The organism is Paenibacillus sp. 32352 (assembly GCF_002042965.1).
Taxonomy (GTDB): Bacteria; Bacillota; Bacilli; order Paenibacillales; family NBRC-103111; genus Paenibacillus_S; species Paenibacillus_S vulneris.
In genome coordinates, this window is sequence record NZ_MZNT01000001.1 from 682,514 (window position 1) to 707,589 (window position 25,076).

The window sequence follows — 25,076 nt, forward strand, 5'->3', positions numbered from 1 at the left end:
GATGCAGAACTATATCCGCTTGAATGGTTCTCCGATAACTGAAGAAGATTTACAGATTCGACTTTCGGACCTTAAGAAAATTGTTATTCATCACCGGAGGTTTCAGGAGCTTTACCAGGTTATTCACGATTCTCATTTATTAAAGAATGGCGCCGCAATATTAGGGGATACTGGTGCGGGTAAATCTACGTTATTTAAGACTTACGAGGAGCGTCACCCACGGACGAAAAAAATAAAAATACTTAATGGTCACAAAGTAGAGTGTGATATTGTTCCGGTCCTTTGCGTAGAGTTGGATTCAAATTCTAAGCCCGCAAACGTTGCGTCAAAATTACTGCAACAACTAGGTGATCCCTTTTATGATAAAGGAACAGAGAAGCAGCTTACTGCTCGAGTAAAGGAACATCTTAAAGATGCTGAAGTTGAGCTGTTAATCATCGATGAATTACAGCACCTAATCGATACAGAAACACAACGTGTAATAAGGAAGGCTGCGGATTGGTTAAAACAACTTTTGAATGATATTAATATACCTATTATCTTTGGTGGTATCAAGGAAGACGCGAAGCGAATCTTTGCTTCAAACCGCCAGTTAGATGAGCGATTTCCACATAAGCCTTCATTCTTTGGATTTAATTATCTAACTGATGACCAAAGAAAGGAGTTTAGAGGATTTTTAAAAAGTATGGATATTCAGTTACCACTTCCAGAGAGTTCACATCTATATGATCCTTTACTTGCGGAGAAAGTCTTCTACGCTACACTAGGAATACCCCGAACCCTGTATCATCTACTGCATCATTCCCTAATACATGCTCTAAGGTCTGGAAAGGATAAACTGGAAGAACGCGATTTAGAGAATGGATTCACTTTACTATCATTTGAAACCAGACCCAAGGTTGTTAATCCATTTCATGGTAAAACATTTGATTTAAAAGTGGCGTTGGAAAAAGAAAAGCCGAGCAAAAATTAGCTCGGCTTATACCCCATATCAATTAAGCGTTTACGTGCAGCTTCTATTTCAACTACGGAAAAAAGTGCTTTAAATTCTTCATGGAAGCCAACAAGTGCTTCGACTGTAAGATCCAGTCTTCCTCTACTCCACAATTCTGTGAAGCCATCGCTCGGTGTTTCTGACAAAACAAACCTCTTTGCTGTACAAATTGACTCATCTGGAGAAGCAAGCATTTGAACAAATCGGTTTGCCCAAATTTTGAGTAATTATACTATAATAGGATGTCTATTAAACACATTAAGTTGCTTGTGAAACTGAAAATGTCTAATATTTAAGCCAGCATACTCCACCATATGGTAAAATAGGAATGTGAAGAAAGACCTATCAAGGACTATGGAGTGGAAAAGCATGATTGATGGCATAACGCATTCGAAGGAATTTCTTTCTGAACTAGCCCGTTATTATATGGCGTTTTTGGAATCCGATTTTTCCGGTCGCTCAGCCCCAAGTCGCAAGATTGGTGCGGAACCTGAATCGGAAGTTCACTTGACGGATTATCCAGGTGTCAATGAGATGGCACTTAAAGCCTTATTGTCTCATTTCAACATTAATCCTTTCGGAGCGATAAACCGTGACTCCGCAGTAATTCGAATTCCAGAGAGTATTTGTAAACAAGCAGTGAATCAAATCGATGATGAAAATATAGATTTTGCCTCCATTGAAACCTACATTAATCGTGAATTGCGTAAGAGGAAGCTACCGGGGAAATTCAAGATAGAACAGTTGCTTGAAGAAGTTGTGGAGCCGACACTTTCTGATGTAACAAATTATCTTAATGAATATCGCCTTGCCGGTCTATATGATGAGCTTTATGACCTTTGGAAAAATAAACTTTTAACAGATAAGCATGAGTTTTATTTGTATTTCTTTGATATCTGTTACGAGGAGCATCGATATCCCGTCTTCTATATACCACTTTCAGTCGAGCAAAATGAGCATGGTAGTTTCTCCGTTGAGTTTGATTCTGTGTTGCTCATAAACAAGAAGGCCATCGAATACGTAACGGGTTTATACGCGGAAGAACAAAAAAAGGATTGGCAGGTTGAGCTTCCGCCGCGGCATATTTACTTGGCCAATTTTCAAAGTGAAACGGAGTTCATTACTTATCTTAAAAGTATAATCAGTGAACTAACTGACTTCCTAGGGATGCGAACAATCGATCTTAAGAGATCACAAGATTCAGAATTGAAAACTAAGAACGGTAAATATGAGATCACGAATCAATGTTATTTTGTTCTCGCTGACAAGTCAGACGAATCATTGCTTAATGATTACGAGGAATTGCTAACTCTGCTCCAGTCCGGGGAGAATTCCGAGGCTTTGGCTCTATTTAACAAGCTCAGTGAAGACTTTCTCGTCCGCAACCCGAAGTCCTTTGCTAGGGTCATTGAAGAGGATTACGAGAACAAGACATGTAGTGAGAGACTTGGCTATACGAGTCCTATTCCGCTAAACAAAGAGCAAATCCAAGTCCTTAAGTCGATTGATACTGAGGGTTGTGACCGAATCATTATAGAGGGGCCTCCTGGTACCGGGAAGAGCCATACGATCACGGCCATCATTTTTAATGCTCTAATGGGCGGTAAATCAGTTCTGATGGTTAGCGACAAGAAGGAAGCTTTGGATGTTGTCGAAGATAAGATAAACTCAGTCTTGGATAAAATGAAACTCGAAGACTTCGTGCAAAATCCAATTCTTCGCCTTGGTAAGAAGGATTCAAATTTCGCCGGTATTTTCAAAGCAGTCAATTACGAGAAGATCAAGACCCGGCATGGGGCATACCGTAGACATAAGGAACAGGTTGAATCCGAAATTAAGGGTACACATTCCAAAATGAAGTATGATATTGAGAGTGAAATCGACTCCCAATATTTCCTTCATTCAGACCAGGTTCAAAAGTATGTTGCTTATGAATCGACTTTCGAACAGGAATGGAAGAATCGGTTGAATTTAGCTGAGTTAGGAGATGGTAAGAAACCGGAGTGTCTTTTTGATCTGTGGAGATCGTTGTCCGGAATTCTCCATGCTGTGGATCAGTTAAGGGAAATAAGCCAAATCAACTTTCATTTTAATGGAATGACTTTTGACAAATGGAAGTCTAGCCTCGAAGCACTCTTGAAGGAGCTACAGCCAATACATTCAAGCTTGAATAAGGAACAGAAAACCTTCAAGTTTCTTCGTGTTATTGAAGCCACCAAAGTTCAAGTGCTTGATCAATGCATGAAGGAACTCGATGAGCTAAGAAATCCTTTGTTCGGGTTTCTATTCGCCGGGAAAAAGATCAAGGCTCTGGAGCAACGTCTATCTGAAGAGTTCTTCGGGAGTGAGAAATTTTCATTAAAGGTGGAACGGATGACACTTCAAAATGAACTCCAGTATTATAAACAATCGTATAAGCTGGAACAGAAGTGGATAAAAGAATCCCTCGATCTCTTTAGGACGATACGTGAAGACAAACTCTCGAATCTCATGGAGTTGTTAGAGAAAATTATAGGCCAGATCCGTGAAGTAGAGAAAACAAAAAAGGAGCTTGTTAAGACGGTTCTAGCTCTTGGGGTGGATTCGGATCAGCTGGATAATGAGCTGCTCTGGTCATTTGCGAAAACTTCTGAAGAAGAAATACTAAGTGTCGTTTCATACTTGCAAACCCACTACTTTATTAACGAAGGTAAGGAGTCACCGGCTAATTTATATGTAGAGCAGCGAGGAATTTTAGAGAACAGACTCATCTTGAAGATGACCAATATCCTTGATGACAGTGTCGTCCAATTTCGTGAGAATTACAGGAATGATGCTGAGGAGCTGCACAAAATTTTTCGGGCAAAGAAGAAAATCCCTAAACATTTGTTGGAGCCATTAGTGCAAGCCTTTCCTTGTCTCATTGTTGGGATTCGAGAACTAGGAGAATTCATACCATTGGAAGCGAATCTGTTTGATGTTGTGATCATTGACGAAGCTTCTCAGGTCAGCATTGCTCAAGCCTTTCCAGCCATCATACGCGGTAAGAAAACGGTCGTCCTAGGGGATACTAAGCAGTTTGCGAATGTGAAATCACATAACGCTTCCATCAGAGTAAACAACGTCTTATTCAATCGCGTGCGGGATGCTTTCAAGAAGGATATTGTTAACCGTCCTGAATCTGAGCGTGAGAGTCTAGAGATGAAGATCGAAAATTTCAATATCAAGAACTCCATCCTCGATTTTATGAAAAATATACCCAATTACGAATGCAGCCTGAAGAAGCACTTTAGGGGTTATATTGAGCTCATAAGTTATTCAAATAAAAACTTTTACCAGGATTCCCTCCAGGTGATGAAGATACGTGGTGTTAGTCTGAACGACGTGCTGCAGTTTCATGTCATCCATGCGGATCCTCGTAAAGAAAGGCTAAAAAACACGAATGCCGATGAGATTAACTATATCCTTGATGAGCTTAATCGGTTGAAGCAAATGAATTATCAAGGAACAGTTGGAATCATTACACCGTTTACCAATCAGCAGAAGTTGCTGACAAGCAGGATTCTGGCTTCTAAGGATTGGGAGTACTACATGGAGAAGTTTCACCTAAAGATCATGACATTTGACTCCTGCCAGGGCGAGGAAAGGGATATTATCTACTACTCCATGGTTGAGAAACCGGGTGAAGATAGTCTGAAGTACATATTCCCTGTTAAGTTGGATAAGGCTGCAGAGGAGGAGAATGGAACACTCAAAGCGCAACGTCTAAATGTTGGCTTTAGTCGTGCGAAGGAAAGTATTCGCTTTATCCTGAGCAAACAACCGGAAGAAATCCAACATGAGACAGGCCGGGTTCTTCAATATTTCAAGAATATGCTACAAGGTCCGGATGAGGCTAGATTGTTGGAACAAACCGATGGTAGATCCAAAATGGAGCCCATGGTCCTGCAATGGATCCAACAGACAAAGTTTTATAAACAAAATAAGGAACACATCGAGATCATTCCACAATTTGATATTGGCAGGTATATCAAACAATTAGATCCTATGGCTAAGATTCCGGCTTACCGTATTGACTTCCTGTTGATTTTCTGGAAGCCGGGTGATCGGGCGCGTTCTGCGATCATTGAATATGACGGCTTTGAGTTTCATTTTAAGTCCAGTGATTCCATAAATGAGTTTACCTACACTCGCTACTATGTAGAGTCTGATGTTGAGCGACAGAAAACGATTGAATCCTACGGTTACCCCTTCATTCGTCTCAACAAGTTCGTTATTCGTGACAACCCGTTGCAGTATATGGATCGACAATTTGCTCGGACCTTTAAAATAACGGAAACTGAAGAAGATGACGATCTGCGCAAGGAAGTTGCGGAAACCTATGATAAAATCGAAAGCAAGCAAATCAAAAAGTGTGGAAAATGCGGTCAGATGAAGGATTTATCCGAGTTCTATGACCCCAATTTAGCTACCCTGTACGGACGGAACTGCAAGACATGCAAAGGCAAGGATACGGTACGATCTAGATAACAAAAAAAGCAGAAAAGGAGCCCTCTCTTCTGCTTTTTCTCATTCATATAGTTCCTTTAGGATTGTCTTTGCCTTACGAAGTCCCTTAATATCCTGTTCCAAAAGTATTTGTAAAATTTCTCCTAGCTCCGCTTCCTTCTCTGAGTGCACATTGTGATGTGATTTTATATATACAAATAACTCCCCAATATGCACTTCTAATGCCGCGGCAATCTTAGCAAGGTTCAGGATCGAGATATTTTTCTCGGCGCGTTCAATACCTCCAATATAAGAGAAGTGAAAATCTGCCTTTTCCCCTAATTGTTCTTGTGATAATCCGCGTTCTTTACGCAGGTCACGTATTCTAATTCCTATAAGTTTAAGTATTTGGTCGGCCATATCCACACCTCTTAACTGAAGTGTAGACAATGCATAATTAAGCAAACATAGGTTGTTTATTATCAATTACTTAAATTGATATTTATATGTATTAAATCTAAAGGATTGGAAATGATAATGATAGATTAATAAAAAATCATAGATTAATAGTGAGGTGTTCTTAATGCAAATGCTTTCTTCTTATTTATCCCTTGATGTAGCGATTGTAAAAAGTGAAGGTGTCTATTTTCGAGAGAAAATTTACACATGTAACGCTGCGATCAAACAAAAATGGTTTCAAAGAGCTTTAGAGGAAGGTAATTGGGAAGTATTCATTTATTTCGATCCTCAAGTTTCAGACTCCATATTGGTACTATTAGAAGATGGGCGTGTGGCTGTTGCGAATCAAATTGTAATTCAATTGGATAATGTCCTTCCGGAAGATGTAGAACAGTATCACAATAAAATAAATTATTTGAAGGTTATTCGTGCGCGTAATAAACGAAGAAATAAATATCGAAAAATATTCGCTGAAGTCTATGGTAATGACATATCGTAATTGAAATAAAGGGTGAATTATATGGAGAAGTTACGTGTGCGACCATCCATTTGGTCAAAGGAAAGCGTGGCTAGCTATTTGTATAGGTTGGCATTAGTTAATCACTATTCTACCGTTTTCTATTTTGCAACAATGCTTAGTACTACTGTTCCGAAAATGAATAATAATACGTTTAATGAAAAGCAGTTAAGTATGATTAGTTATATCTCTGATACTTGCAGGACTGACCTTTTTCATTCCACCTATTCTGAGCTCGACAATTACCTGGGTCCAAAGCTTCTTAGTAAGATATTGCTAAAGAATAAAGTTAAATTTTGCCCACACTGTATTAAAGATGCACTATATCATCATCATGCATGGGGACTCCTTCCACTTAACATATGTTTTGACCATCATATAGAATTGGTTGATTGCTGCCAATGTTGTGGGAAAACAATACCTTTAAACTCATTCATGAATGGATTCTGCTCCCAGTGCGGGTTCTCATTCGCATCTACGAACGGAGTAATAGTTGACCGCAGTGATTATTTGTTCGTTTCTCAGTTAGACTTAAGCCAAGCGTTTCATTACAACAATAAAAGCATCCTCCCATTGGGCCTTTCTTTAAAGGATTTTTTCCTACTATCTTTTCACACTTTTCATTTACTTGATGGAATGAGGAGCTACATAGCTAATAAAAATGAAAAAGTAAAAATATTTCATAATAAGTCGAATGGTTATCGGGATAGTTCAGCCATGATGATAGCTTTGGGGAACGTTTATTGGATGCTTCAGGATTTCCCAAATCATTTTTTTAGATTGCTGTCTGATTTTCATGGCCATAAATATAAAAAAAAACAAAACTTGTATGGAAAAAAAGAACAATTTGAGCGGATTTTTGGGTTAATAAATCATCCAACACTCAAAGAGGCATACGAACAGTTTTGGCTCGACAAATTAGACAAAGGCATTGTCAGAAAAGATTTTTCCATATTCAAAAAAGCGCCTACCCTCCTGGAACAAAGAAAATTTATCAGTAAAGATGAAATTAGGACGGACGTAGGTATGAGTTACGAAATGGTCGAACAGTTGAGTGAGAACAGCAAATTATTGATGGTAACATCACAGAAAGGCAAACTCAGTCGATATATGATTGAAAAAGACTCGTTGACTTCTGTTTTGGACCAAAAGAATATGTTCATTTCCAAGAAAGAAGCTGCTCTAGTTTTGGGAATTCAGCGGGACTCAGTTCCCAAGTTAATCAATGCAGGTTTGTTAAAGAAATATAAATTAACCCCTAAAGGTGTAGAAAAATTGAATTTAGCGGAATTACAAGATCTCGTAATCCGCTGCCGCGGCGAGCTTGTTAAAGAAATTAACGGAATCAGCTTCCATGAAGCATTAATCAAGTATTCCGTGAATGGATTAAAGATCATTGATTTAATTCAGTTTACTTTGGACGGGCAATTGAAGCCTATTAATGCTAATGCCTGTGGAAGCCTAGCTGATAATTACTTTAATATTCACGAGATAGAAAAATGTCTTCAGATCATTAAAAATAATAAAATCAATGAGCAGGGATATTTCATGTCTGATGTTATGCGTATTCTACGGGTTGGTGAGAAAACGCTAAAACATATGGCGGAACAGAAAGTTCTTGAGCCTGTCAAAGTTATCAGAAGTCGAAATGGACGGAACCGTTATTTCTATAATAAATCTGAAGTTCTAGCGTTAGCCATGATGAGGAAGAATGCATGATCTTAAGTGATTGAGCAAAATTTTGATCAAAGTAACCTTTTCGAAAGGAGAGTGTTTTTATGCAGGTGTCCGTTGAAAATAAAGTCTTAGACTGGAATCGTTGATTTAACGCGGTTTTCGAATTGAAGAAATCTCAGCTTTTGAAATATAAGTTTTAGACTGATCCATTAAAAAGAAACAGCGGCTGACCAAGACTTGAAAAATAAAGTCTTAGACTGCCGCTGTTGTCATTCAACTAACGTACCCGATAATAATAAAAAAAGTGACCACTTGTTAGTGTTGCTTTAGCATCATTCAACTTTGTGTATACAAACAATGAAGCAATTATATGAATTTGCTTATTTGTTGTTGCGCTTAAAATCTTATTATCGATTGATTTCAACATCCTGCCAGTTGGAATTAGTCAGAATCTCTGCATCCTCACCGAAAAACACATTTCCAGCTTCTTTATCACCCTGCAAATAATACCTAAACCATGCTGTCATGTAACCGTCTGCCAAAGGAAGCATATTACCATGATCAGTTTTGACGCGTCTTGCGTAGATTTTTGTTACATCTTTAGAAATAACCTGATAGTTTTCTTGAAGAGAGAAAAGTGGCGCAATACCAGGATTTTTACCATCACCAGCATCCATTTTCAGTGTTCCAGCAGTCATAAAGTATGGAATTTTAATTTTGCTGACGTCATACGGCCACTTTAGTCCTTCAGCAAGAGCATGATGCGTTGTGCTTGCAGTGTAAATCGTTTTATAGCTATTTCCGTTTCCTTGAGCGGATACAGCATTAATTGCACCTACACCACCTTGAGAATGTCCGGCAATACCAATATTATCAAGGTCTACTTTTCTATAAAAGATGCTACTGTCAGTATTGTTTAGTTTTAGAATAAGTTCAAGACTTTTTGCTGAGGATGAACCATCCCATGAGCTTTCGTCTTCGTTACCAATGACAATGAAGCCCCAAGATGCCAAGTGGTCAAAAATAGCCGCATATTTAGATGCCGGCACACCAGTACCGTTTGCCATTACCACCAGCGGATATTTATAGCCATCGTTATCCAATGTGGTAGGATACCATACCTTGTACCTTCCAATTTTTTTATCTTCAGCATCCTGCTCCCATGTAGAGACCGCGTAGTTTCCCTTCAGCGTATACTTCTGTTCCAGTACTCGATCCGTCACAACTTTCTCAAAGAAGGTATCCTTTACGACAGGCTGACGGGAAACAAAGATAAATAAAAGAATCAGTGCAGTAATGATTCCTAAAACGGTCAATAGCACAATTTTGATAGCTTTTTTCATATCATATCCTTCTTCCCTTTTGACTTTTTGTGTGAGACATTTGTATCATTAAGAGTGAGACGAGTTTATCAAAACCTCTAGTGCTTTACAAGAGGTTTGGTAAAAATGAGACAATTACGAGGTATTTGTATCATGAAAAATGAAGAAAAATTATCCTATGTACAGCAACAAATTACAAATTCTTTGCTAGGACTGATGGAACATTATCCTTTCGAAGAAATTACAGTCACTCAGATTGTGCAGAATGCCGGTGTTGGTAGGGCATCTTTTTACCGAAACTATAATAGCCGGAAAGATGTTATTCAACACTATATGATGTTATTAATCAAAACATGGGGAAAAGAATTTGAAGCTGCAGGAGATCCCGATTGGGCTGGAAGTTTATTAAAGCATTACTACAAGCACAAGAATTTCTATTTGCTGCTTTATCGCTGTGGATTATCTCATTATATTCTAATAATTATCAAAGAAGTGGTTGGTGTGGAAAGCGAGTCACAGAATGTTCCTGCTTATATGAAAGCGTGGTTTGCAGGAGCTCTTTTCGGCTGGATCGAGGAATGGATTCACCGAGGTATGCATGAAACCCCAGAAGAAATGCAAGCATTGTTGGAGACTAAAATCTTTGGATAATGTCCAGTACACAGCTTCCTATGAATTTGACGTTAAACTGCACGTTAACGCTAACGCCAGTCTAATACTTTATTTTCCCAGTCTAATGGTTTATTTTCTTTTAACAGCAGGAGATGATTGAAGAAGTTGAAAGAGTTGTTGATGCTTATAAATCGAATATCAACGGTAGAAAAAAATATTATGATTATCCATTCACGGATAACTGCGAACATTATTATCAGCTTATTGTTTTACAGAGAAGTAGATATTTGGACCCGATCTCTCGAATTAATGAAAAAATATTCAGTGATACGATCAGGTGTAAAGGATTTAAACAAGAGCGTTCATTTTGAAAAGCTGATAAATATCAATCAATATGAGTACAAATTGTTACCTAATTTGCATAAAGAAATGATTGAGTACATGAAGATTCTTGAGTGGAGGTTGCAGGAAAAATAATTATTAAGGTTGGAAAAATGAAGCTTGAAGAAACAGTTCTGTGTTTATAAAAAAATGGTTCAGACTTAATATATACATTCCGTTAGGAATCGGACTTGCATGAGTGTGACCTAGGCTCTTACTAAAAGTAAAAAGATCTAATAATTGAGAGTTTGTAAAATATTTTTTTGATATTGTGTAACGATTCAACTGTTCAGCTGCGATTTGAGATTATACTTTTTCTATTATCGTTTTGCATTTCTTTTCCATTAACTCATAAAAGCTTTCCTTGCTGTTTTGTGAAATGGTGTTTGATCTCATTTAACGATATATATTTTATTTCCCCAATAATAATCCTGAAAACAAAAAATAAACAAGAAACAGGTGACACGTCAACTTGGTTTCTTGTTTATTTTTTGCTTCAGGTGAGTTGGGAGGAATTACCTATAAGTTGTCGAATTTTAAGTGTTAAACATTGGAAAAAGAGGGGATGGAAAATGAAAATTCGCAACTTAAAAATAACTAATTTTAGAGGCATTCGATCTTTAGAATGGCATATAACACAATCAGTTAATTGTCTTATTGGGCCTGGTGATTCGACAAAGACAACAATTTTGGATGCGATTGAGTTAGCCCTCTTACCAAGTTGGTACTTTAATGTGGATGATAGCGATTTTTTTAATACTGATATCAGTAACCCAATTGAAATTGCAATTACAGTAGGAGACATACCTACTTCATTATTGAGTGATGACAAGTTTGGATTATTTGTGCGTGGCTGGAACCAGTCGAATGGTATTATTGATGAACCAGGTGAGCTTGATGAGCTAGTATTAACGATTAGTTTGAAAATAGATGATTCTTTGGAACCATCTTGGATGGTAATAAATGATAGGACAGACGGTAAACCAATATCAAACCGTGATAGAGAGCGATTGAACGTAAACAGACTTGGAAATTATGTAGATAGACATTTGTCTTGGAGCAAAGGTTCTCCATTAATGAAGTTGACTGAACATTATGAAGCAGCAACTCAAATTGTAAAATCCGCAAACCGAAAAGTAAAAGATTCAACTGATTTTAATAATGTAGAAGCACTCATCAATGTTGCCGCAAAAGCAGTTGTTGCAGGTAAACGGTTTGGTGTAAAACCGAAATCACATTATGAACCAAGTTTTGACACAAAGTCTTTTTCGGCAGGTTTGTCGGCAGTATTATTACATGATGGGAAAATACCACTGAGGGCACAGGGATTAGGAACTCGTAGACTGCTTACATTAGGGCTTCAATATGAAAATTCATCAGAAGGTGGAATTATTCTAATCGATGAGGTAGAGAATGGTCTCGAGCCGTATAGACTAAGGCATTTACTAAGGCAACTGAAGCACGGAGCTGGAACCAGGCAAGTAATTATCACAAGCCATTCTTCAACAACACTTCAGGAGCTAGGAGTGGAACACTTGTGTGTTGTTAGATCTCATGAGGGGATTACGACTTGTAAATACATATCGAGCGAGATGCAAGGTACAATAAGATCAGCACCTGAAGCATTGCTAGCCAATAAAGTACTTGTATGTGAGGGGAAGACCGAGTATGGAATTTTTCGTTCACTTGAGAATCATTGGGCTACGCAGGGGAAGGAATACTTGGCATACCTTGGTGTTATTCTTATTGAAGGCGGCGGTGATTCTGCACCAAACAGAGCCTTGCAACTTTCAAAACTAGGATATGATGTTTGTTTATTTATGGATTCAGACAAGATCGATGAACTGTCCCCCCCAGTAGAACAATTACAAAGAGAAGGGGTTAAAGTAATTCATTGGGGAGATTCTGTTTCTACTGAAGAAAGAATTTTTTTGGATGTGCCAAATTCATCTTTTAAGTCTCTTCTAGATATAGCAAAGGATAATAAAAGCGAAGAAAGCGTAAAGAGTGCAATTTCATCAAAACTTGGCAGTAAAATAAAAGAATTTGAGGAATTGTATGATTCGTCAAACTTGAGGGTGGACGAGCAAGATTACAGGATAATTTTAGGTAAAGTGTCAAAGCAAAATGCATGGTACAAAAGAATTGATTATGGTGAAATGTTAGGGGGTGTTATTTCAGAAGCTTTAGTATCGATTTCAGACAAAGATCTAAGTATTACTCTAGGGAAAGTTGAGGGATGGATCTATGAATGAAACAACACCAGAACAATTGATAAATTCCAAAAGAGCTGTTGTAGTAGCTCCTGCTGGTTGTGGAAAAACAGAACTCATTGTTAATGCAGTAAGTTTGGGGAGCTCAGGTAAGCAACTAGTACTTACTCATACAAATGCAGGGGTAGATTCTCTTAATCAGCGATTTAAACGTATTGGGGTCTCTTCTTCAAAATATAAAGTGCAGACAATTGCTAGTTTTGCCTTGGAATACTCAGCAGCATTCCCCAAAACATCATCTTTTGTATTAAGAGATGAAAGTTTAATCTGGAATGAAATTTATATAGGTGCGATTGAAGTTTTAAAAAGTAATTTCGGGAAGAAAATTATTTCGGCATCATACAAAGGGGTGTTTGTTGATGAATATCAGGACTGTACTGAAATTCAGCATTTGCTAGTTCAAAATTTGGCTAACAATTTACCCTGTCGAGTGCTAGGGGACCCTCTACAAGGAATATTTGAATTCGAACCGCTTGTTGATTGGGGAAAATCGGTTTTTTCTTTTTTTGAGTCGCTTCCCAATTTAACTTCGCCATGGAGATGGATCAAAACAAATCCTCAATTGGGATACTGGCTGCTTGATATAAGAAAGATTCTAGAAACGGATCAAAAGCTACAGTTAAATTCATTACCAAAAGGAGTAAAAAGATTTAACTCAACACCAGATAATCAGAGAATGAGCTGTTATGCTTTTTTAAGAGAGCAAGGATCGGTTGTAGCAATAAATAAATGGAAACATCAAGCACATCAACTTGCAAGAGGACTTGGCGGCTCCTATATATCGATGGAAGAGGTCGAAGCAAACGACCTAATTCAGACATGTTCTTTACTTGAAAAATCTATTGGAGTGGAAAGAGTTTTGAAATTTCTTGATTTTACTGAGAAATGTTTAACGAAAATTTCAACAGAACTTTCTACAATTAAAGGCAAACTTAAAAAGAACGACTTGAGTATAGGGAGGATATCAAAAAACAGAGAGATTGCAAGTGCCCTGTTTGGATTAAATGAGCAAGGAGGGTATCAAGGATTTTATGCAGTAATGACTATCCTTGAGCAGGTTCCTGGAGCTAGGATTTTTAGACCAGAACTATGGAGCGATATGAAAAATGTTTTTAGAATTTTTAATGGAACCGAGAGTCTTATGGAAGTAGCTAAAAGGTATAGGCAGCACCAACGATTCTCAAAGAAAAAGCTTTGGTCTAAAGTTTCGACTCGAGTGCTTTTAATAAAAGGACTTGAGTATGATAATTCAATAATTCTAGATGCGGATAAATTGACAACAAAAGAATTGTATGTAGCATTGACTCGCGCTAAGAGTTCAATGATAATTCATTCGGAAAGTTCTAATATTAATCTTAATAAATGAACAGGGTAATAGTATTGAACTAAAAATTAATATATTTTTAATAGTAGATTTCGTTCACTATACATACCGACAAATTATCAAAATAAACGATGCATTATATTTAATAGGAATGATTAGAATGACAACGAAAAAGTAGAGTATCATACTAGAGGGAGAACCATGCTAAAATATTTAGAATTTCGGAACATTGAGGCAAAGCTAAATAACAGTATCGAATTTCTCGAAATGATTAAAAAATTAACAATTGAAAGAGGAGTTACCGATACAATTCAAATTATTAAAAGTACTGGTTTGTTAATTAATCAATATCCCGGGCGTCATAAATATCAAAAATTAATAGACGACGTTGAAAAATTAATTGAGTCCTGGCAAGATTCAAAGGCGATAATATTGTGGAACGAAATTAAAGGACAAGCTGAGGTAATTAATACCTTATTTCAGATAAGTTATCAGAGCGATGAATATCTTGAGGCAGAAAATATACCAAGAGAGATAGAAGTCGAAGCTTTTATTGCCGCATTGGAAATATCGTTATCGTCTTTATTAAATGAACCTCTTCCTCTCACTAATAAATTTAATTTTGGCCATGCTTTTTCGAAACACGATTCAATTTCATTGGCTAAGGCCAAACTTTTCGATCATTTTTCGAATATTTCGGGTGCTATCCTTAATTATTTAATATTCCACAAAAAGCCGAAGGTAACAATACAACCAGATTTGAGGTTAATTGAAGGCACAATTATTAACTCAATGAATCATATTACCTCATATGATAAAATCTACATCCTGAAAGATATTGTTGATTATTGGAAATATAATCAATATAAGATGAAACTTACTGGAAAGACTATTTATTTTGAAGCTAAAAACAAAACAAATTATCTAGCAAACGAAATATCACTTTCCAGATTCGAAACCAGAAGAGAAAAAATAAACATTGAAATAGGACATCATCATAAAGAATACGCAGTGCATCCAATAAATAGTGAGGCCAGCGAACTTGCTCCAACTCAATTTATTGATACTGATGAGGTGATGACATTCTACTCGTGTATGGAATATTTTTATTTGGATACTTTTGATCAGATGATATCAGATGTATCGCTTATGGAATGGATTAGAGCACTTACTATACTGAAGATAATGTGCAAGAAGCATAAGGGTAATAGAAAAGTTGACGACCCAATTACATTACTGAGTTTATGTTTGGTTGTTGATAAGAAAGAAATAGAGAATCATTTTACTAACCATGGAATTGCCAAAGATAATGTAATAAAAATTATAGACCAGCTCACATTTTCCACAAAAGACACTGATTTGTTTGATACACCGCTACTAAGAGTTAATGAAAGCCAATTCGTCATAGTCCCATCCATAGTTGCTTCCATGGATATAACTCGAGTATTAATGTGCAACTTCTTAAAGAAAGAATCCAATATGGATTTTAAAGGGTATGGATTTGAAAAAGTTATCATAGCTGATTTGTTAAAGCAGAATATAGTTGCTGGTGGTTTGAATACAAAAGGCCTTTTGGTCAATGGTACGGAAAGAACTTTTCAATGTGATCTAGCTTTTATATTAGGTAATGATCTGTTTTTATGCGAAATAAAGGCTTTTTCACAACCGACAACACATAGAGGATTTTATGAACTCTTGAAAAAGAAGGAAGAAGCTACGGTTCAACTTGAATCTATTTCAGAATTTTATAGCAATAACATACATATAGTAAGGTCTCAGCTAGGCCTTCCAGAAATGTGGTCTCCAACAAAAATTTATAAATTGTTGATAGTGACCCCTCCTGTCGGTATGTGCGAAAATATTAATAATACATTTGTGATAGACTATTCAGCGTTATCTACCTTCTTCGAAAGAAAAAAGCCAGGTATCACTGCATTATCAGCACGAAAGCAGCTCGAGTTTAATATCTATCCAGAATTAAATGGGGAAATTACTACTGAAAAACTTTTAAAGTTTTTGAAAAAGCCAAGACAAGTAATGTTTGAAAAGGACAGAAGAAGACAGTGCATTAAGGGGATTACATATGGTGAGTTCGGTGTAAAGATCTTCGATTATGAAACAAGATTTGATGATAAAATTTCTCAAGAAGATGAGAGCGTAAAAAAATATCTATTAAAAGTTGGAAAGACTGTCTTTAAGAAAAAGCGAAAAAGAAAACGTTGATCTCTGAATGCTGGTTGGAGTCGCACTTCAATTTGGTATGTTGTACAAAGAGGTGTATATTTATACAAACATTGATTTTAGGTGTGAGAATTTATTCTAACGTATTCTGCAACAAATCGCCAATTTCGCCGCGGTTCACATCGAGTTCTAATTATTTCTGAAACAAAAATAACGGAGCCACGCGGGTTTGCGGGCTCCGTTTTCTAATTAATTTTGGAATATCACATCCCTCTCTTTTTTTTATTTAGGCTATGTTAAACCTTATTGTTGATATTTGATGTTTACGAACATTCGTTCTATAGCAAGGGTAATCATATAGCCATAGCGTTGTTCGTTTCGGAAAGTACACAATTACAACACGAGCGGGAGCGGTCAAACGCCAACGTTATCGCTGCAAGTCTTGCCTTCAGACGTTCAATGACCTGACGAATACGCCTCTCCAGCGGACGCGGCGACCTCATCTGTGGGTTCGCTTTATCGAACTGATGATTGAAGGATTTTCGCTGCGAAAATGCGCCGAACTGATGTATGAAGAGGTTTATTCGTGACCCTCTTTTACTGGCGCCATAAAATTCTCGCTGCGCTTAAGCACATTACCGTTTCAAGTCCGATGGGAAACAGCGCGTCAAAGGCGTTTACCATATCCAGAACGTCAACAGCTACCATAGCGTCTGAAGAAGTGGATGGACCGTTCCAACGGTGTGGCAACTAAATATTTGGAGCATTACCTGGCGTGGTTCCGCTATCTTGACAGCAAGGAATATGAGAACACAACGTCGAATAAGAAAAACATGTGGGTGTCCTCATGCCTGTTTTCTGTGAAGAATATGAACGCTAGGCTTCGACGGATGGCATACTGTTGAGTGATCGCGAGTATAGTTTAGGCTGAAACCAGAAATGTGTGCTTTGCGAATGGTCGGACTCAACCATGTTAGAAAAGACCTATGCAATGAACATTAGTTTAGGATTGGAAGGAGGTCGTCAAGTGAAACAAGGGGTAGGTAAAATGAGGGCACTGGTGTATGATACCTACGGAACACCCGATGTCCTACGAATGGAAGAAGTGGAAATCCCCCAACCTTTGGATCATGAAGTGCTGATCAGAGTGCACGCTGCGTCGGTGAATTCCTGGGATTGGGATCTCCTACGTGGAAAACCGTTTGTGACCCGACTTGGCGGACTTCGCAAGCCCCGTTACCGCACCCTAGGCGCTGACATAGCGGGGCGGGTAGTCTCTGTGGGCGCTGCTGTCAATAAGTTTAGGCAGGGGGACGAAGTTTTTGGAGACATTTCTGGTTGCGGTTGGGGCGGGTTTGCTGAATATGTATGCGCTAACGAAGAAGCATTGACGCAAAAACCTGAAGGTTTGAGTTTTGAACAGGCAGCCGCCATTCCACAAGCGGCTGTTCTAGCCTTACAAGGATTACGTGATAAAGGAAAGCTTTCAAAAGGTTATCAGGTTTTGATTAATGGGGCGGGCGGCGGTGTAGGTACATTTGGAATTCAATATGCCAAATTGCTTGAGGTTGATGTGACTGGTGTGGATAGAGCTGAGAAGCTGGAAATGCTGCGTTCAATCGGAGCAGATCACGTGCTGGATTATACGAAAGAAGATTTCACCAACAGCGGTCGGCGTTACGACGTGATCCTTGATGTTGTCGGGAATCGTTCGATTTTCGAGATCAAGAAAGCACTCAAATCAGGAGGCACGTATGTCATGGTTGGCGGTTCTCTGCCTCGGATCCTTCAGGCTCTGCTGGTGTCACCGTTGATCGCTTGGGTTGAAAAGAAGAAAGTGAAGGTACTAGTTCATAAACCGAACCATAACGATCAGTTGGTTTGGAAATCCTTTATTGAAACAGGTCAGGTCACGCCAGTTATAGATCGGCGGTTTTCTTTAAAGGACACAGCAAAAGCACTTGAGTATTTTGGAGAAGGTCGCGTGGTAGGCAAGGTAGTCATTAATTTGGAAACACAGGTTCATTGAGAGTCAGTTACGGAGAACTCTTTAGCTGAAAAACCCGCCGTACAATGGCGGGCATCTTTCAAAACTCGTTCAAGGTGATACGCCAAGAAAAAGCTCGAAACGCTTTGGCAGGAAAAGCTCCGTAGGTACTGCCGGAGGTGGAGCCCTGGGAGCCGTAGTCGGCTCTGCATTGGGTCCTGTAGGCACTATTGTTGGCGGCATTGTTGGCGCTGCTGTAGGTAACAAGGCAGGAGAAAGTGTCGGAGCAAATGTTGACGATAACGATCATGCTGCCGAAAATCATGGTGAAGATCGCTAACTTTATTTGACGAAAGATTGGGACGCGGGAGCAACCTGCGTCCTTATTTATTATCAGACCGGATGCGATCAAGCTGGTAATTTATTTTTAGCATGTGACCTTGTTTCAAATCTATCGTCTTGGGGTAATAAAGGTTGAATCATATGTTCTTTATTATATGAGATATGAGAAAGGAAAGAAGGGCGGACTATGCAGCAATTAACGGAAATCGACCACCAGGTTCTTTTTGAACAAGTATATCGCATTGCTCCCATAGGCATCGCTTTTGTCTCATTAGACAGAAAGTGGGTCAATGTAAATCCCACCATGTGCAGAATATTCGGTTATTCGGTAGAAGAGCTGAGGGAACTTACTATGAGAGACCTGCTCTTTGAAGCAGCCGAAAGCCAGACGGAGGTTCTAATAAGTGAATTGCTAGATAACGGGAGAGAATCCTGCCAAGCGGACGAACGTTTCGTACAGAAAAACGGCGAAATGATTTGGGCTTCCTTGCACGTTTCTCTGGTTCGCGATGAGAATGATGGAAGTCCGCAATATTTCATTTTCCAGATCATTGACAATACGAGGAATAAGCTTGCCGAGCAAAAGCTGCAGGAAAGCATAGAACGCTATACTTCATTAAAAAAATACAATCATGACGCTATCATATCTTTTGGACTGGATGGTAATATTATTAACGGTAATCAAATGGCGGAGCAATTAACCGGCTATAAAATAGAAAAGCTAATCGGAGAGAGTATCTCCAAAATCCTGGGACCTAAAATTTTGGCTGATATTTTTTCCTCAGCTCAGGATTATTCGTCTGTAGAAAAAAATATTAATTATATTTATCACAAAGATGGACATACGGTTGAAGTGCTGGCCACTTTGGCTCCCATTTTTATACATAGTAAGAACTTCGGATTTTATCTCATTGCCAAGGATATGACGGAGCAAAAGCGGCTGCTTATAGAAAAAGAGGCTGCTGAGAAAACGAACAAGGCCAAGAGCGAGTTTTTGGCCATGATGAGTCATGAGATCCGGACCCCTATGAATGGGGTTATCGGCATGACGGATTTACTGTTGGAGACCCAATTGGATTCGGAGCAGCAGGAGTATGTGCAAATTATAAAAAAAAGCGGGAACACACTTCTCACGATCATTAACGATATTCTGGATTTTTCCAAAATCGAGTCAGGGGTTTCTGAGGTCGCTATGGAACCGTTCAATGTTCGAGTCATTGTCTCGGAAACTATCAATATTATTATGCCAAGAGCATTGGAAAAGAGCTTGGTGATTTCTACCTCGGTTTGTCCTAATGTTCCTAATATTGTAGGTGGCGACGACACGAAATTAAGGCAAGTGCTTATTAATTTGCTTAGTAATGCTGTGAAATTTACAGCGGAAGGCACGATATCCGTTTCGGTGGAGTGTCTGTCCCTCGAACGGGATCATGTTTGTCTTCAGTTTTCTGTTCAGGACACGGGGATTGGTATTCCTAAGGACAAGGCCGCATACTTATTTGAACCATTTTACCAAGTCGATAATTTCATGACCCGTAAGACAGAGGGGACAGGCTTAGGCTTAGCTATTTGTAAAAAGCTGGTTCAGCTTATGGGCGGGGAAATCACCTATGAAGCCTCGGCTGAACCATCCGGATCGCGGTTTGTCTTCACGACCCAATTTCAGCTTGAACCCCATTCGGAGACAAATTCCTTAGAATATGCTCTTGATCCTATAAGTACGACGGACAATACTCTTCATATTCTGATAGCTGAGGATAATGCCGTGAATCAGATCGTGTTGAAGAAGATGGTTGAGAAGCTGGGATATCGGCCTGCTATCGTGGAAAATGGCCTTGATGCGGTTGAAGCGGTTCAACGCTTCCCTTATGATATTATTTTTATGGATGTGCAAATGCCGGGAATGGACGGATTGGAAGCCACCCGGCAGATTAAAGCCAATATGACGGGTGGGAAAACTCCATTCATTGTAGCGGTAACGGCTCATGCCATAAAAGGCGATCGCGAAAGATATTTATCCCAGGGAATGGATGAATATGTGAGTAAACCGATTAGTATGAATGCGGTAGCTGCAATTATAGAGAAGTTTATGGAGAACACACCTTAGGGTGTGTTTTTTAGTATGGGATAGATACTTAGGTTAAGATAAGTCCCCTATTCGGATGCGTTGCTCTCGTGCCGACTGGGGCTGGCGTGTTCGAGCTCTCCCAAATGAGCGTTACACCCGAGTTGCGGGGGCGCGGATTCGGGCGGAAGAGCGGATGTGATTATGGATATGGAACTGCAAGCGTCTGCCGGTCATGCTAGAATTTGACAGCCGCTTTTGGGGTCAAGTAATCTAGTAATAGTATTCCCAGAGGAGGCATGGCATTGAAATATTTTACTATATTTGCATCCAGAAACGATACGGACGATATCGAAGATATCATTACGGACCTGTATGCGAAAGACCATACCATCGAGAAAAATAGAAATGATTATACTGTCGAGACAGGCTCGCTGTTCAACAAGCGGAAGACGATTATCCGGGTGTCGAATGAACGCACGAATCCCGCTTACTTCGAAACGAATATTCCCGGGATGATGGGGTTTTACGACCGCATTCCTTTTGCCGACGACCATCGGAAGGGACTGGTCTTAACGCAAATCTCAGTATTGAATACGATAATCGCGCTCGAAGCGGAGAAGGAGCTGAACGAGAAGCAGCTGCAGCTATGCATGGCGCTGCTGTCCAAGGTCGAAGGGATCGGCTTTTTGCAGGATGGAACGCTTCTTGATTACGACGGTCAAGTCATTGTGTATCCTGACGGAACGTCGGGTCCGGCCGATTTCCGGCCCCGGGCCTGCACCGTGAAAGTGCTCGGGCCGGAGGCTGTATCCGATGAGGGCGAGCGAAGAAAAAGAGCCTCCATCGATTATATCCGGGAGCACGGTGTCCCGTATCTGGAAGCTTTGCCTCAGCTGCCGTCCGCAGCCGAATGCCGATGGAAGTCGCAGGAAGAGATCGCCAGGAGAGCGGTTGCTCTGCTGATCGTGATCCAGTACGCTTGCGACATCGCACAAGGCGGCGACCTCGCCGAGTCTAAGGATTTTGTTATGAATACGCTGCGGACATTCGGCGTAGAGGACGAGCTGACCCCAAGCGAACGCCGGCTGCTGGAAGCGGAAGAACCGGCGCCGCAAGAGGCCGTCAATATCGCATGGCAGTACGAAGCGTACTGGCCGCTGATCTGGGCGCTGCAGCTGGTGGAGACGCTGGAGTTCCCCGACCGGATTTGCGATTGCAACTATGCGATTGAGGTCGTCTCCCGCTGCGGCTCGTTCGAGGAATTTTACCGGCAGACGGCTATGCGCAGCCGGGAGGAAATTTTGGATGAGGCGGACAAAATCTATCGCCTGCAATGGGCGTGCGTAAACAGCCGCATCCAGGGACAGGAAGCCCCTGCAGGCATGAACGAGAGCGTCGTGATGGAGAGGCGCAGAGGATTGTTCTGGATGGTCGGCTGCGACGACGAGGAATGGGATCATATCCCGATGGATACATAAATAGCGATAAGAACATGCGCAAGGACCGCTCGGAAGATAACCGGGCGGTCCGTTTTCGATTTCGAACGGCTTAATCGCGCAATGCGGCCGAGGCCAGTTCGGAATAAACTGTATTGCCGTTGCGCTGGTCGTACTTCTGTGCTGCGGAGATCGCAAGCCCGCCCAAATGCTGGGCCAACTCTTCCAAGGACATATCCCCGTTCGCCGATACGAATGATGCCGGCAGCCTGGGCCGGTAAACCGGATCCTCCGCGGCGATCCTTCGCAGCAGCTTTGACGAATACAGGTGGAACAGCATCGTCTGGTATGGATCCTCATGCTGCAGCGTCAAGGCGATATGCTGTTCGAACAATTCGATCCCTTTCTTCTGATTGGCTACCGCCAAATACTCGATATGCCTCGCAAGGGCCCCGACAAAATCCCGCTTTCCTTTGACCAGCCTGTAGCCGCGGGTATGCGCCTTAGCCGCTTCCTCCACGGACCGCGCGCGATACAGCGGAAGCAGAAGATGGGAGATCGTAATATGAGGCACCTCGGCGCAGCGCATCGAGCCGGACAAGATAGGCTTAGCCGCTTCCAGCGCCTTCTCGTCGTCCCCGGCTTCGGCGTAGTACTGCACAATTTGATTTTGCTCGCAGGCGATGCAGTCGCTCATGTCGTCTCTTCGCAATGTTTGAAAGCGTTCCATGAATGTCCCGGCTTCTTGCAAACGGCCCAGATCCATGGCCAGCCGGAAGCGGTAATACCAATACGTGCGGGGGCCATACCCGTGCTCCTGGTATCGTTTGCCCAAATCCTCGGCCAGCGCTTCGATCTGCTGCAGCGGAATATCCGGGAAGTGGGAGATTTCCCCGAGAATCCATTTGTACGACCATAACAGATCGTAGCTGTCGAATAATTCGGGATGCCGGTCGTACTGTCCCAGCTGCCACGAGAACGCAACGACGGCTTTCAGCGGAAATCCGTTAAAAATAGACGTTCGGACGATATCGCTCCTTATATCGTAAGCCAGCTCCAGCAGTCCTTCGGCATCGGCGATGCGCACCGCCGCCTCCAGTACCTCGAGTTTTGCCGCGCCGTCCGGAAGCGATCCTGCCTCCTGAAGCAAAGCCTGCAAATCCTGATTCATTCGGAAGTCCCCCCATTCTTGGACGTGGCGGCAAGTCCCCATTCGATAAAGCGGACGATGCCTTGATTCATCGTATTCAATTCCCGCCGGGTCATCGGATAATGTCCCATCATCAAGGCGTTTGTGTACAGCACTTCTACCGCGGCCGGAAGCATCTGTGGATGAGCAGACGCGAATACGCGCGCTATCATCGGATTGTCCAGATTAAAGTAGAGGGTGGAATAGGCGGATTCGTTCAGTCCCGCACTCAAATTACCCAGCACAGAGGCCAGCAAATCGGGGCTCGATTCCCGGGCATTCTCGATGGAGCGGAGAGCCGACGATTCTTTTGATAACGTATAGAGCGCGGGTAGCTCGGACGGCTTGAACCGTTTCAGCTGCACCTGGCATTTAAAGCTTTGCAGCGCCGCATCCGCCAGACGGATCGCTTCGTAATAACGGCTTTTTTCCTCAAGGGTAAGATCGGCGAAGGCCAAAGATACATCTTCCGGAACAAGGCGTTCCAGCTCCAGTTCCGGTTTCAGGTAGGCCAGCCCCTCCAGCAGCTCTGCATTGTAGATATAGCCCCCGTTCAGGACAAGCTGCGATTGCGCCGCCGCTACATGGGCAATCTGCCGATATTCATCCACAGAGAGGGTATAGTAAAGCTTTCTTCGCTCATTGAGCAGCTCTCCCAGCGTACGCTCGCCATAGGTGCTTTCGAAGGCCAGCCAGCGATAAATAACCGAGAGAAAATCCGCGTCTTCGGCCGCCAGCGCTTTCATGGATAGCACATGAAGTCCGATCACGTGCTGCAGCCGGTCCGGCTCATACTCTCCCATCCGCATCAGCTCATCCCGAATGGCCTGCCCCAGCTCGTTTCTGACTTCCTGCAGTCGTTCATCCTCATAGAAATGCTCGCGCGAGGCGGTCGGCTGCAGCTCGTCGGTCCAAACGAGACATTTGACGAAGAAAGCCCATTCCGGCAAAATGTTGTCCGCTTGATCCGATACAAGCATTTGCTTTAAATAGACTCTGTGCGCCCGCCGTGCGTTCAAGTTGACGGTATGCGGCAGGATGAAGGCTATGCCGCCGGTCCGGCCGTTTGAAGTGCGCAGCGGAATGAAGTCCTGGAATCGTTCCCCGAGCAGCCGCTGTCCGAAAGCCAGTACCTCGTGGCGGCTGCCACGAGCCAATTCAGGCTCTTCGATCCAGGCAGGGCGGGAGCTGTTGATAATCTCCTGCATTCCGTCCGCTCTGAGAGTGACGGGGTAAGGCAGCAGAGCGCCGTAATAGAAGAGCAGTTCCTTGATCGTCTCCGGCTCGAAATATGATTCGCAACCCGGCTTGCTGCGCAAGTAGACGCGGGTTCCCGTGGACAGACGGGTATCCAGCTTGCGGATCGTATACGTGCCGTCAGGCTTGCCGCGCCATTCCATCGAAGGCCCGCCCTCGGCCGATTGCGTCAGGACGATAATTTCATCACTGACCATAAAGCAGGACAGCAGGCCGATGCCGAAACGCCCGATAAAGGACGTTTCGGCCGCCAGGAAATCTTCCCCGACCTTGGAGGAATGGCCGATCATGGCCAGGAAACGGTGGATATCCTCCTCGGTTAAGCCGATGCCGTTATCTTCGATGGTCATCGTCCGATTGGACCCGCTGCCCGCAATGTCCACCGACACTTGTCCCGCGTTTGCCGGGTCGATTGTATTTCTTGCCGTAATGGCGTCCGTTGCGTTCTGCAGCAGCTCGCGCAAGTATACCTTCGGACTGCTATACAAATGGTTGGATAAAATGTTGATCATGCCGCTCAAATTGACCTGAAACCGATATTCATTTTGTTCGTTCATCGGACACACTCCTTTTCTTGCTTTCCTTTCTAT

Annotated in this window: 17 protein-coding genes and 1 pseudogene; 13 read left to right on the plus strand and 5 right to left on the minus strand. The window is 41.5% G+C overall.

Annotation, left to right across the window (positions count from 1 at the left end; all coding sequences use genetic code 11):
- The first annotated feature begins 1 nt into the window (after position 1).
- Positions 2 to 973, plus strand: coding sequence for a TniB family NTP-binding protein (locus B1728_RS03160; RefSeq protein ID WP_079908701.1), 972 nt, complete (start codon positions 2 to 4; stop codon positions 971 to 973).
- Here B1728_RS03160 and B1728_RS36095 read toward each other — a convergent pair.
- Complete coding sequence (locus tag B1728_RS36095; RefSeq protein ID WP_179135858.1) at positions 970 to 1,140, minus strand: hypothetical protein; 171 nt, start codon at positions 1,138 to 1,140, stop codon at positions 970 to 972. The two genes, B1728_RS03160 and B1728_RS36095, sit on opposite strands and share 4 nt — an antisense overlap.
- Before the next feature lie 223 nt (positions 1,141 to 1,363).
- Here B1728_RS36095 and B1728_RS03165 point away from each other — a divergent pair, with 223 nt between their 5' ends.
- The gene (locus B1728_RS03165; protein WP_179135859.1) at positions 1,364 to 5,503 is read left to right on the plus strand and encodes an AAA domain-containing protein; all 4,140 of its coding nucleotides are present in this window, start codon (positions 1,364 to 1,366) and stop codon (positions 5,501 to 5,503) included.
- Between the two features lie 39 nt (positions 5,504 to 5,542).
- On the opposite strand, the gene B1728_RS03170 is transcribed toward B1728_RS03165, so the two are convergent.
- Positions 5,543 to 5,881, minus strand: coding sequence for a helix-turn-helix domain-containing protein (locus B1728_RS03170; protein ID WP_079908703.1), 339 nt, complete (start codon positions 5,879 to 5,881; stop codon positions 5,543 to 5,545).
- A gap of 163 nt (positions 5,882 to 6,044) precedes the next feature.
- Between B1728_RS03170 and B1728_RS03175 the strand changes: the two genes are divergently transcribed.
- Together B1728_RS03175 and B1728_RS03180 are read left to right on the plus strand one after the other, a co-directional pair.
- Positions 6,045 to 6,419, plus strand: a complete 375-nt coding sequence (locus B1728_RS03175) for a hypothetical protein (protein WP_079908704.1) — start codon at positions 6,045 to 6,047, stop codon at positions 6,417 to 6,419.
- A 21-nt stretch (positions 6,420 to 6,440) separates the two neighbouring features.
- Positions 6,441 to 8,156, plus strand: a complete 1,716-nt coding sequence (locus B1728_RS03180) for a TniQ family protein (protein WP_079908705.1) — start codon at positions 6,441 to 6,443, stop codon at positions 8,154 to 8,156.
- A gap of 365 nt (positions 8,157 to 8,521) precedes the next feature.
- On the opposite strand, the gene B1728_RS03185 is transcribed toward B1728_RS03180, so the two are convergent.
- Positions 8,522 to 9,457: a poly(ethylene terephthalate) hydrolase family protein gene (locus tag B1728_RS03185; protein ID WP_079908706.1), complete on the minus strand. Its 936-nt coding sequence runs from the start codon at positions 9,455 to 9,457 to the stop codon at positions 8,522 to 8,524.
- 132 nt (positions 9,458 to 9,589) lie between these two features.
- Between B1728_RS03185 and B1728_RS03190 the strand changes: the two genes are divergently transcribed.
- The 9 genes and pseudogenes from B1728_RS03190 (at position 9,590) to B1728_RS03240 (ending at position 22,082) form a co-directional block, all read left to right on the plus strand.
- Positions 9,590 to 10,087: a TetR/AcrR family transcriptional regulator gene (locus tag B1728_RS03190; protein WP_079908707.1), complete on the plus strand. Its 498-nt coding sequence runs from the start codon at positions 9,590 to 9,592 to the stop codon at positions 10,085 to 10,087.
- A 914-nt stretch (positions 10,088 to 11,001) separates the two neighbouring features.
- Positions 11,002 to 12,684 carry an ATP-dependent nuclease gene (locus tag B1728_RS03200; RefSeq protein ID WP_079908709.1) on the plus strand — a complete coding sequence of 561 codons (1,683 nt, stop codon included), beginning with the start codon at positions 11,002 to 11,004 and terminating at the stop codon, positions 12,682 to 12,684.
- Positions 12,677 to 14,068: a UvrD-helicase domain-containing protein gene (locus tag B1728_RS03205; RefSeq protein WP_079908710.1), complete on the plus strand. Its 1,392-nt coding sequence runs from the start codon at positions 12,677 to 12,679 to the stop codon at positions 14,066 to 14,068. The genes B1728_RS03200 and B1728_RS03205 overlap by 8 nt, the downstream gene beginning before the upstream one ends.
- A 159-nt stretch (positions 14,069 to 14,227) precedes the next feature.
- Positions 14,228 to 16,249 (plus strand): hypothetical protein, encoded by a 2,022-nt coding sequence (locus B1728_RS03210; RefSeq protein WP_079908711.1) that lies wholly within the window; start codon positions 14,228 to 14,230, stop codon positions 16,247 to 16,249.
- Between the two features lie 317 nt (positions 16,250 to 16,566).
- Positions 16,567 to 17,112: pseudogene (locus B1728_RS36645) on the plus strand (transposase); the annotation flags it as partial.
- Positions 17,113 to 17,234: 122 nt separating this feature from the next.
- Positions 17,235 to 18,236, plus strand: coding sequence for an NAD(P)-dependent alcohol dehydrogenase (locus B1728_RS03220; RefSeq protein ID WP_256865205.1), 1,002 nt, complete (start codon positions 17,235 to 17,237; stop codon positions 18,234 to 18,236).
- A gap of 169 nt (positions 18,237 to 18,405) precedes the next feature.
- On the plus strand, positions 18,406 to 18,534 hold the full coding sequence (locus B1728_RS03225; protein ID WP_483310962.1) for a hypothetical protein: 129 nt from the start codon (positions 18,406 to 18,408) through the stop codon (positions 18,532 to 18,534).
- 189 nt (positions 18,535 to 18,723) lie between these two features.
- The gene (locus B1728_RS03230; protein ID WP_079908713.1) at positions 18,724 to 20,643 is read left to right on the plus strand and encodes a PAS domain S-box protein; all 1,920 of its coding nucleotides are present in this window, start codon (positions 18,724 to 18,726) and stop codon (positions 20,641 to 20,643) included.
- Positions 20,644 to 20,906: 263 nt separating this feature from the next.
- Positions 20,907 to 22,082, plus strand: coding sequence for a DUF4272 domain-containing protein (locus tag B1728_RS03240; RefSeq protein ID WP_079908714.1), 1,176 nt, complete (start codon positions 20,907 to 20,909; stop codon positions 22,080 to 22,082).
- Between the two features lie 70 nt (positions 22,083 to 22,152).
- On the opposite strand, the gene B1728_RS03245 is transcribed toward B1728_RS03240, so the two are convergent.
- Both B1728_RS03245 and B1728_RS03250 read right to left on the minus strand, forming a co-directional pair.
- Positions 22,153 to 23,211 (minus strand): hypothetical protein, encoded by a 1,059-nt coding sequence (locus B1728_RS03245; protein ID WP_079908715.1) that lies wholly within the window; start codon positions 23,209 to 23,211, stop codon positions 22,153 to 22,155.
- A complete protein-coding gene (locus tag B1728_RS03250) occupies positions 23,208 to 25,043 on the minus strand; it encodes an HSP90 family protein (protein WP_079908716.1) in 1,836 nt (611 codons plus the stop codon). Before B1728_RS03250 ends, B1728_RS03245 begins: the two co-directional genes overlap by 4 nt.
- Positions 25,044 to 25,076: the final 33 nt, after the last annotated feature.

Bases quoted from the DNA above. Each gene is read 5' to 3' on its own strand.
- B1728_RS03160 (WP_079908701.1), top strand. From the start codon at position 2: ATGCAGAACTATATCCGCTTGAATGGTTCTCCGATAACTGAAGAAGAT.
- B1728_RS03165 (WP_179135859.1), top strand. From the start codon at position 1,364: ATGATTGATGGCATAACGCATTCGAAGGAATTTCTTTCTGAACTAGCC.
- B1728_RS03170 (WP_079908703.1), bottom strand. From the start codon at position 5,881: ATGGCCGACCAAATACTTAAACTTATAGGAATTAGAATACGTGACCTG.
- B1728_RS03175 (WP_079908704.1), top strand. From the start codon at position 6,045: ATGCAAATGCTTTCTTCTTATTTATCCCTTGATGTAGCGATTGTAAAA.
- B1728_RS03180 (WP_079908705.1), top strand. From the start codon at position 6,441: ATGGAGAAGTTACGTGTGCGACCATCCATTTGGTCAAAGGAAAGCGTG.
- B1728_RS03185 (WP_079908706.1), bottom strand. From the start codon at position 9,457: ATGAAAAAAGCTATCAAAATTGTGCTATTGACCGTTTTAGGAATCATT.
- B1728_RS03190 (WP_079908707.1), top strand. From the start codon at position 9,590: ATGAAAAATGAAGAAAAATTATCCTATGTACAGCAACAAATTACAAAT.
- B1728_RS03200 (WP_079908709.1), top strand. From the start codon at position 11,002: ATGAAAATTCGCAACTTAAAAATAACTAATTTTAGAGGCATTCGATCT.
- B1728_RS03205 (WP_079908710.1), top strand. From the start codon at position 12,677: ATGAATGAAACAACACCAGAACAATTGATAAATTCCAAAAGAGCTGTT.
- B1728_RS03210 (WP_079908711.1), top strand. From the start codon at position 14,228: ATGCTAAAATATTTAGAATTTCGGAACATTGAGGCAAAGCTAAATAAC.
- B1728_RS03230 (WP_079908713.1), top strand. From the start codon at position 18,724: ATGCAGCAATTAACGGAAATCGACCACCAGGTTCTTTTTGAACAAGTA.
- B1728_RS03245 (WP_079908715.1), bottom strand. From the start codon at position 23,211: ATGAATCAGGATTTGCAGGCTTTGCTTCAGGAGGCAGGATCGCTTCCG.
- B1728_RS03250 (WP_079908716.1), bottom strand. From the start codon at position 25,043: ATGAACGAACAAAATGAATATCGGTTTCAGGTCAATTTGAGCGGCATG.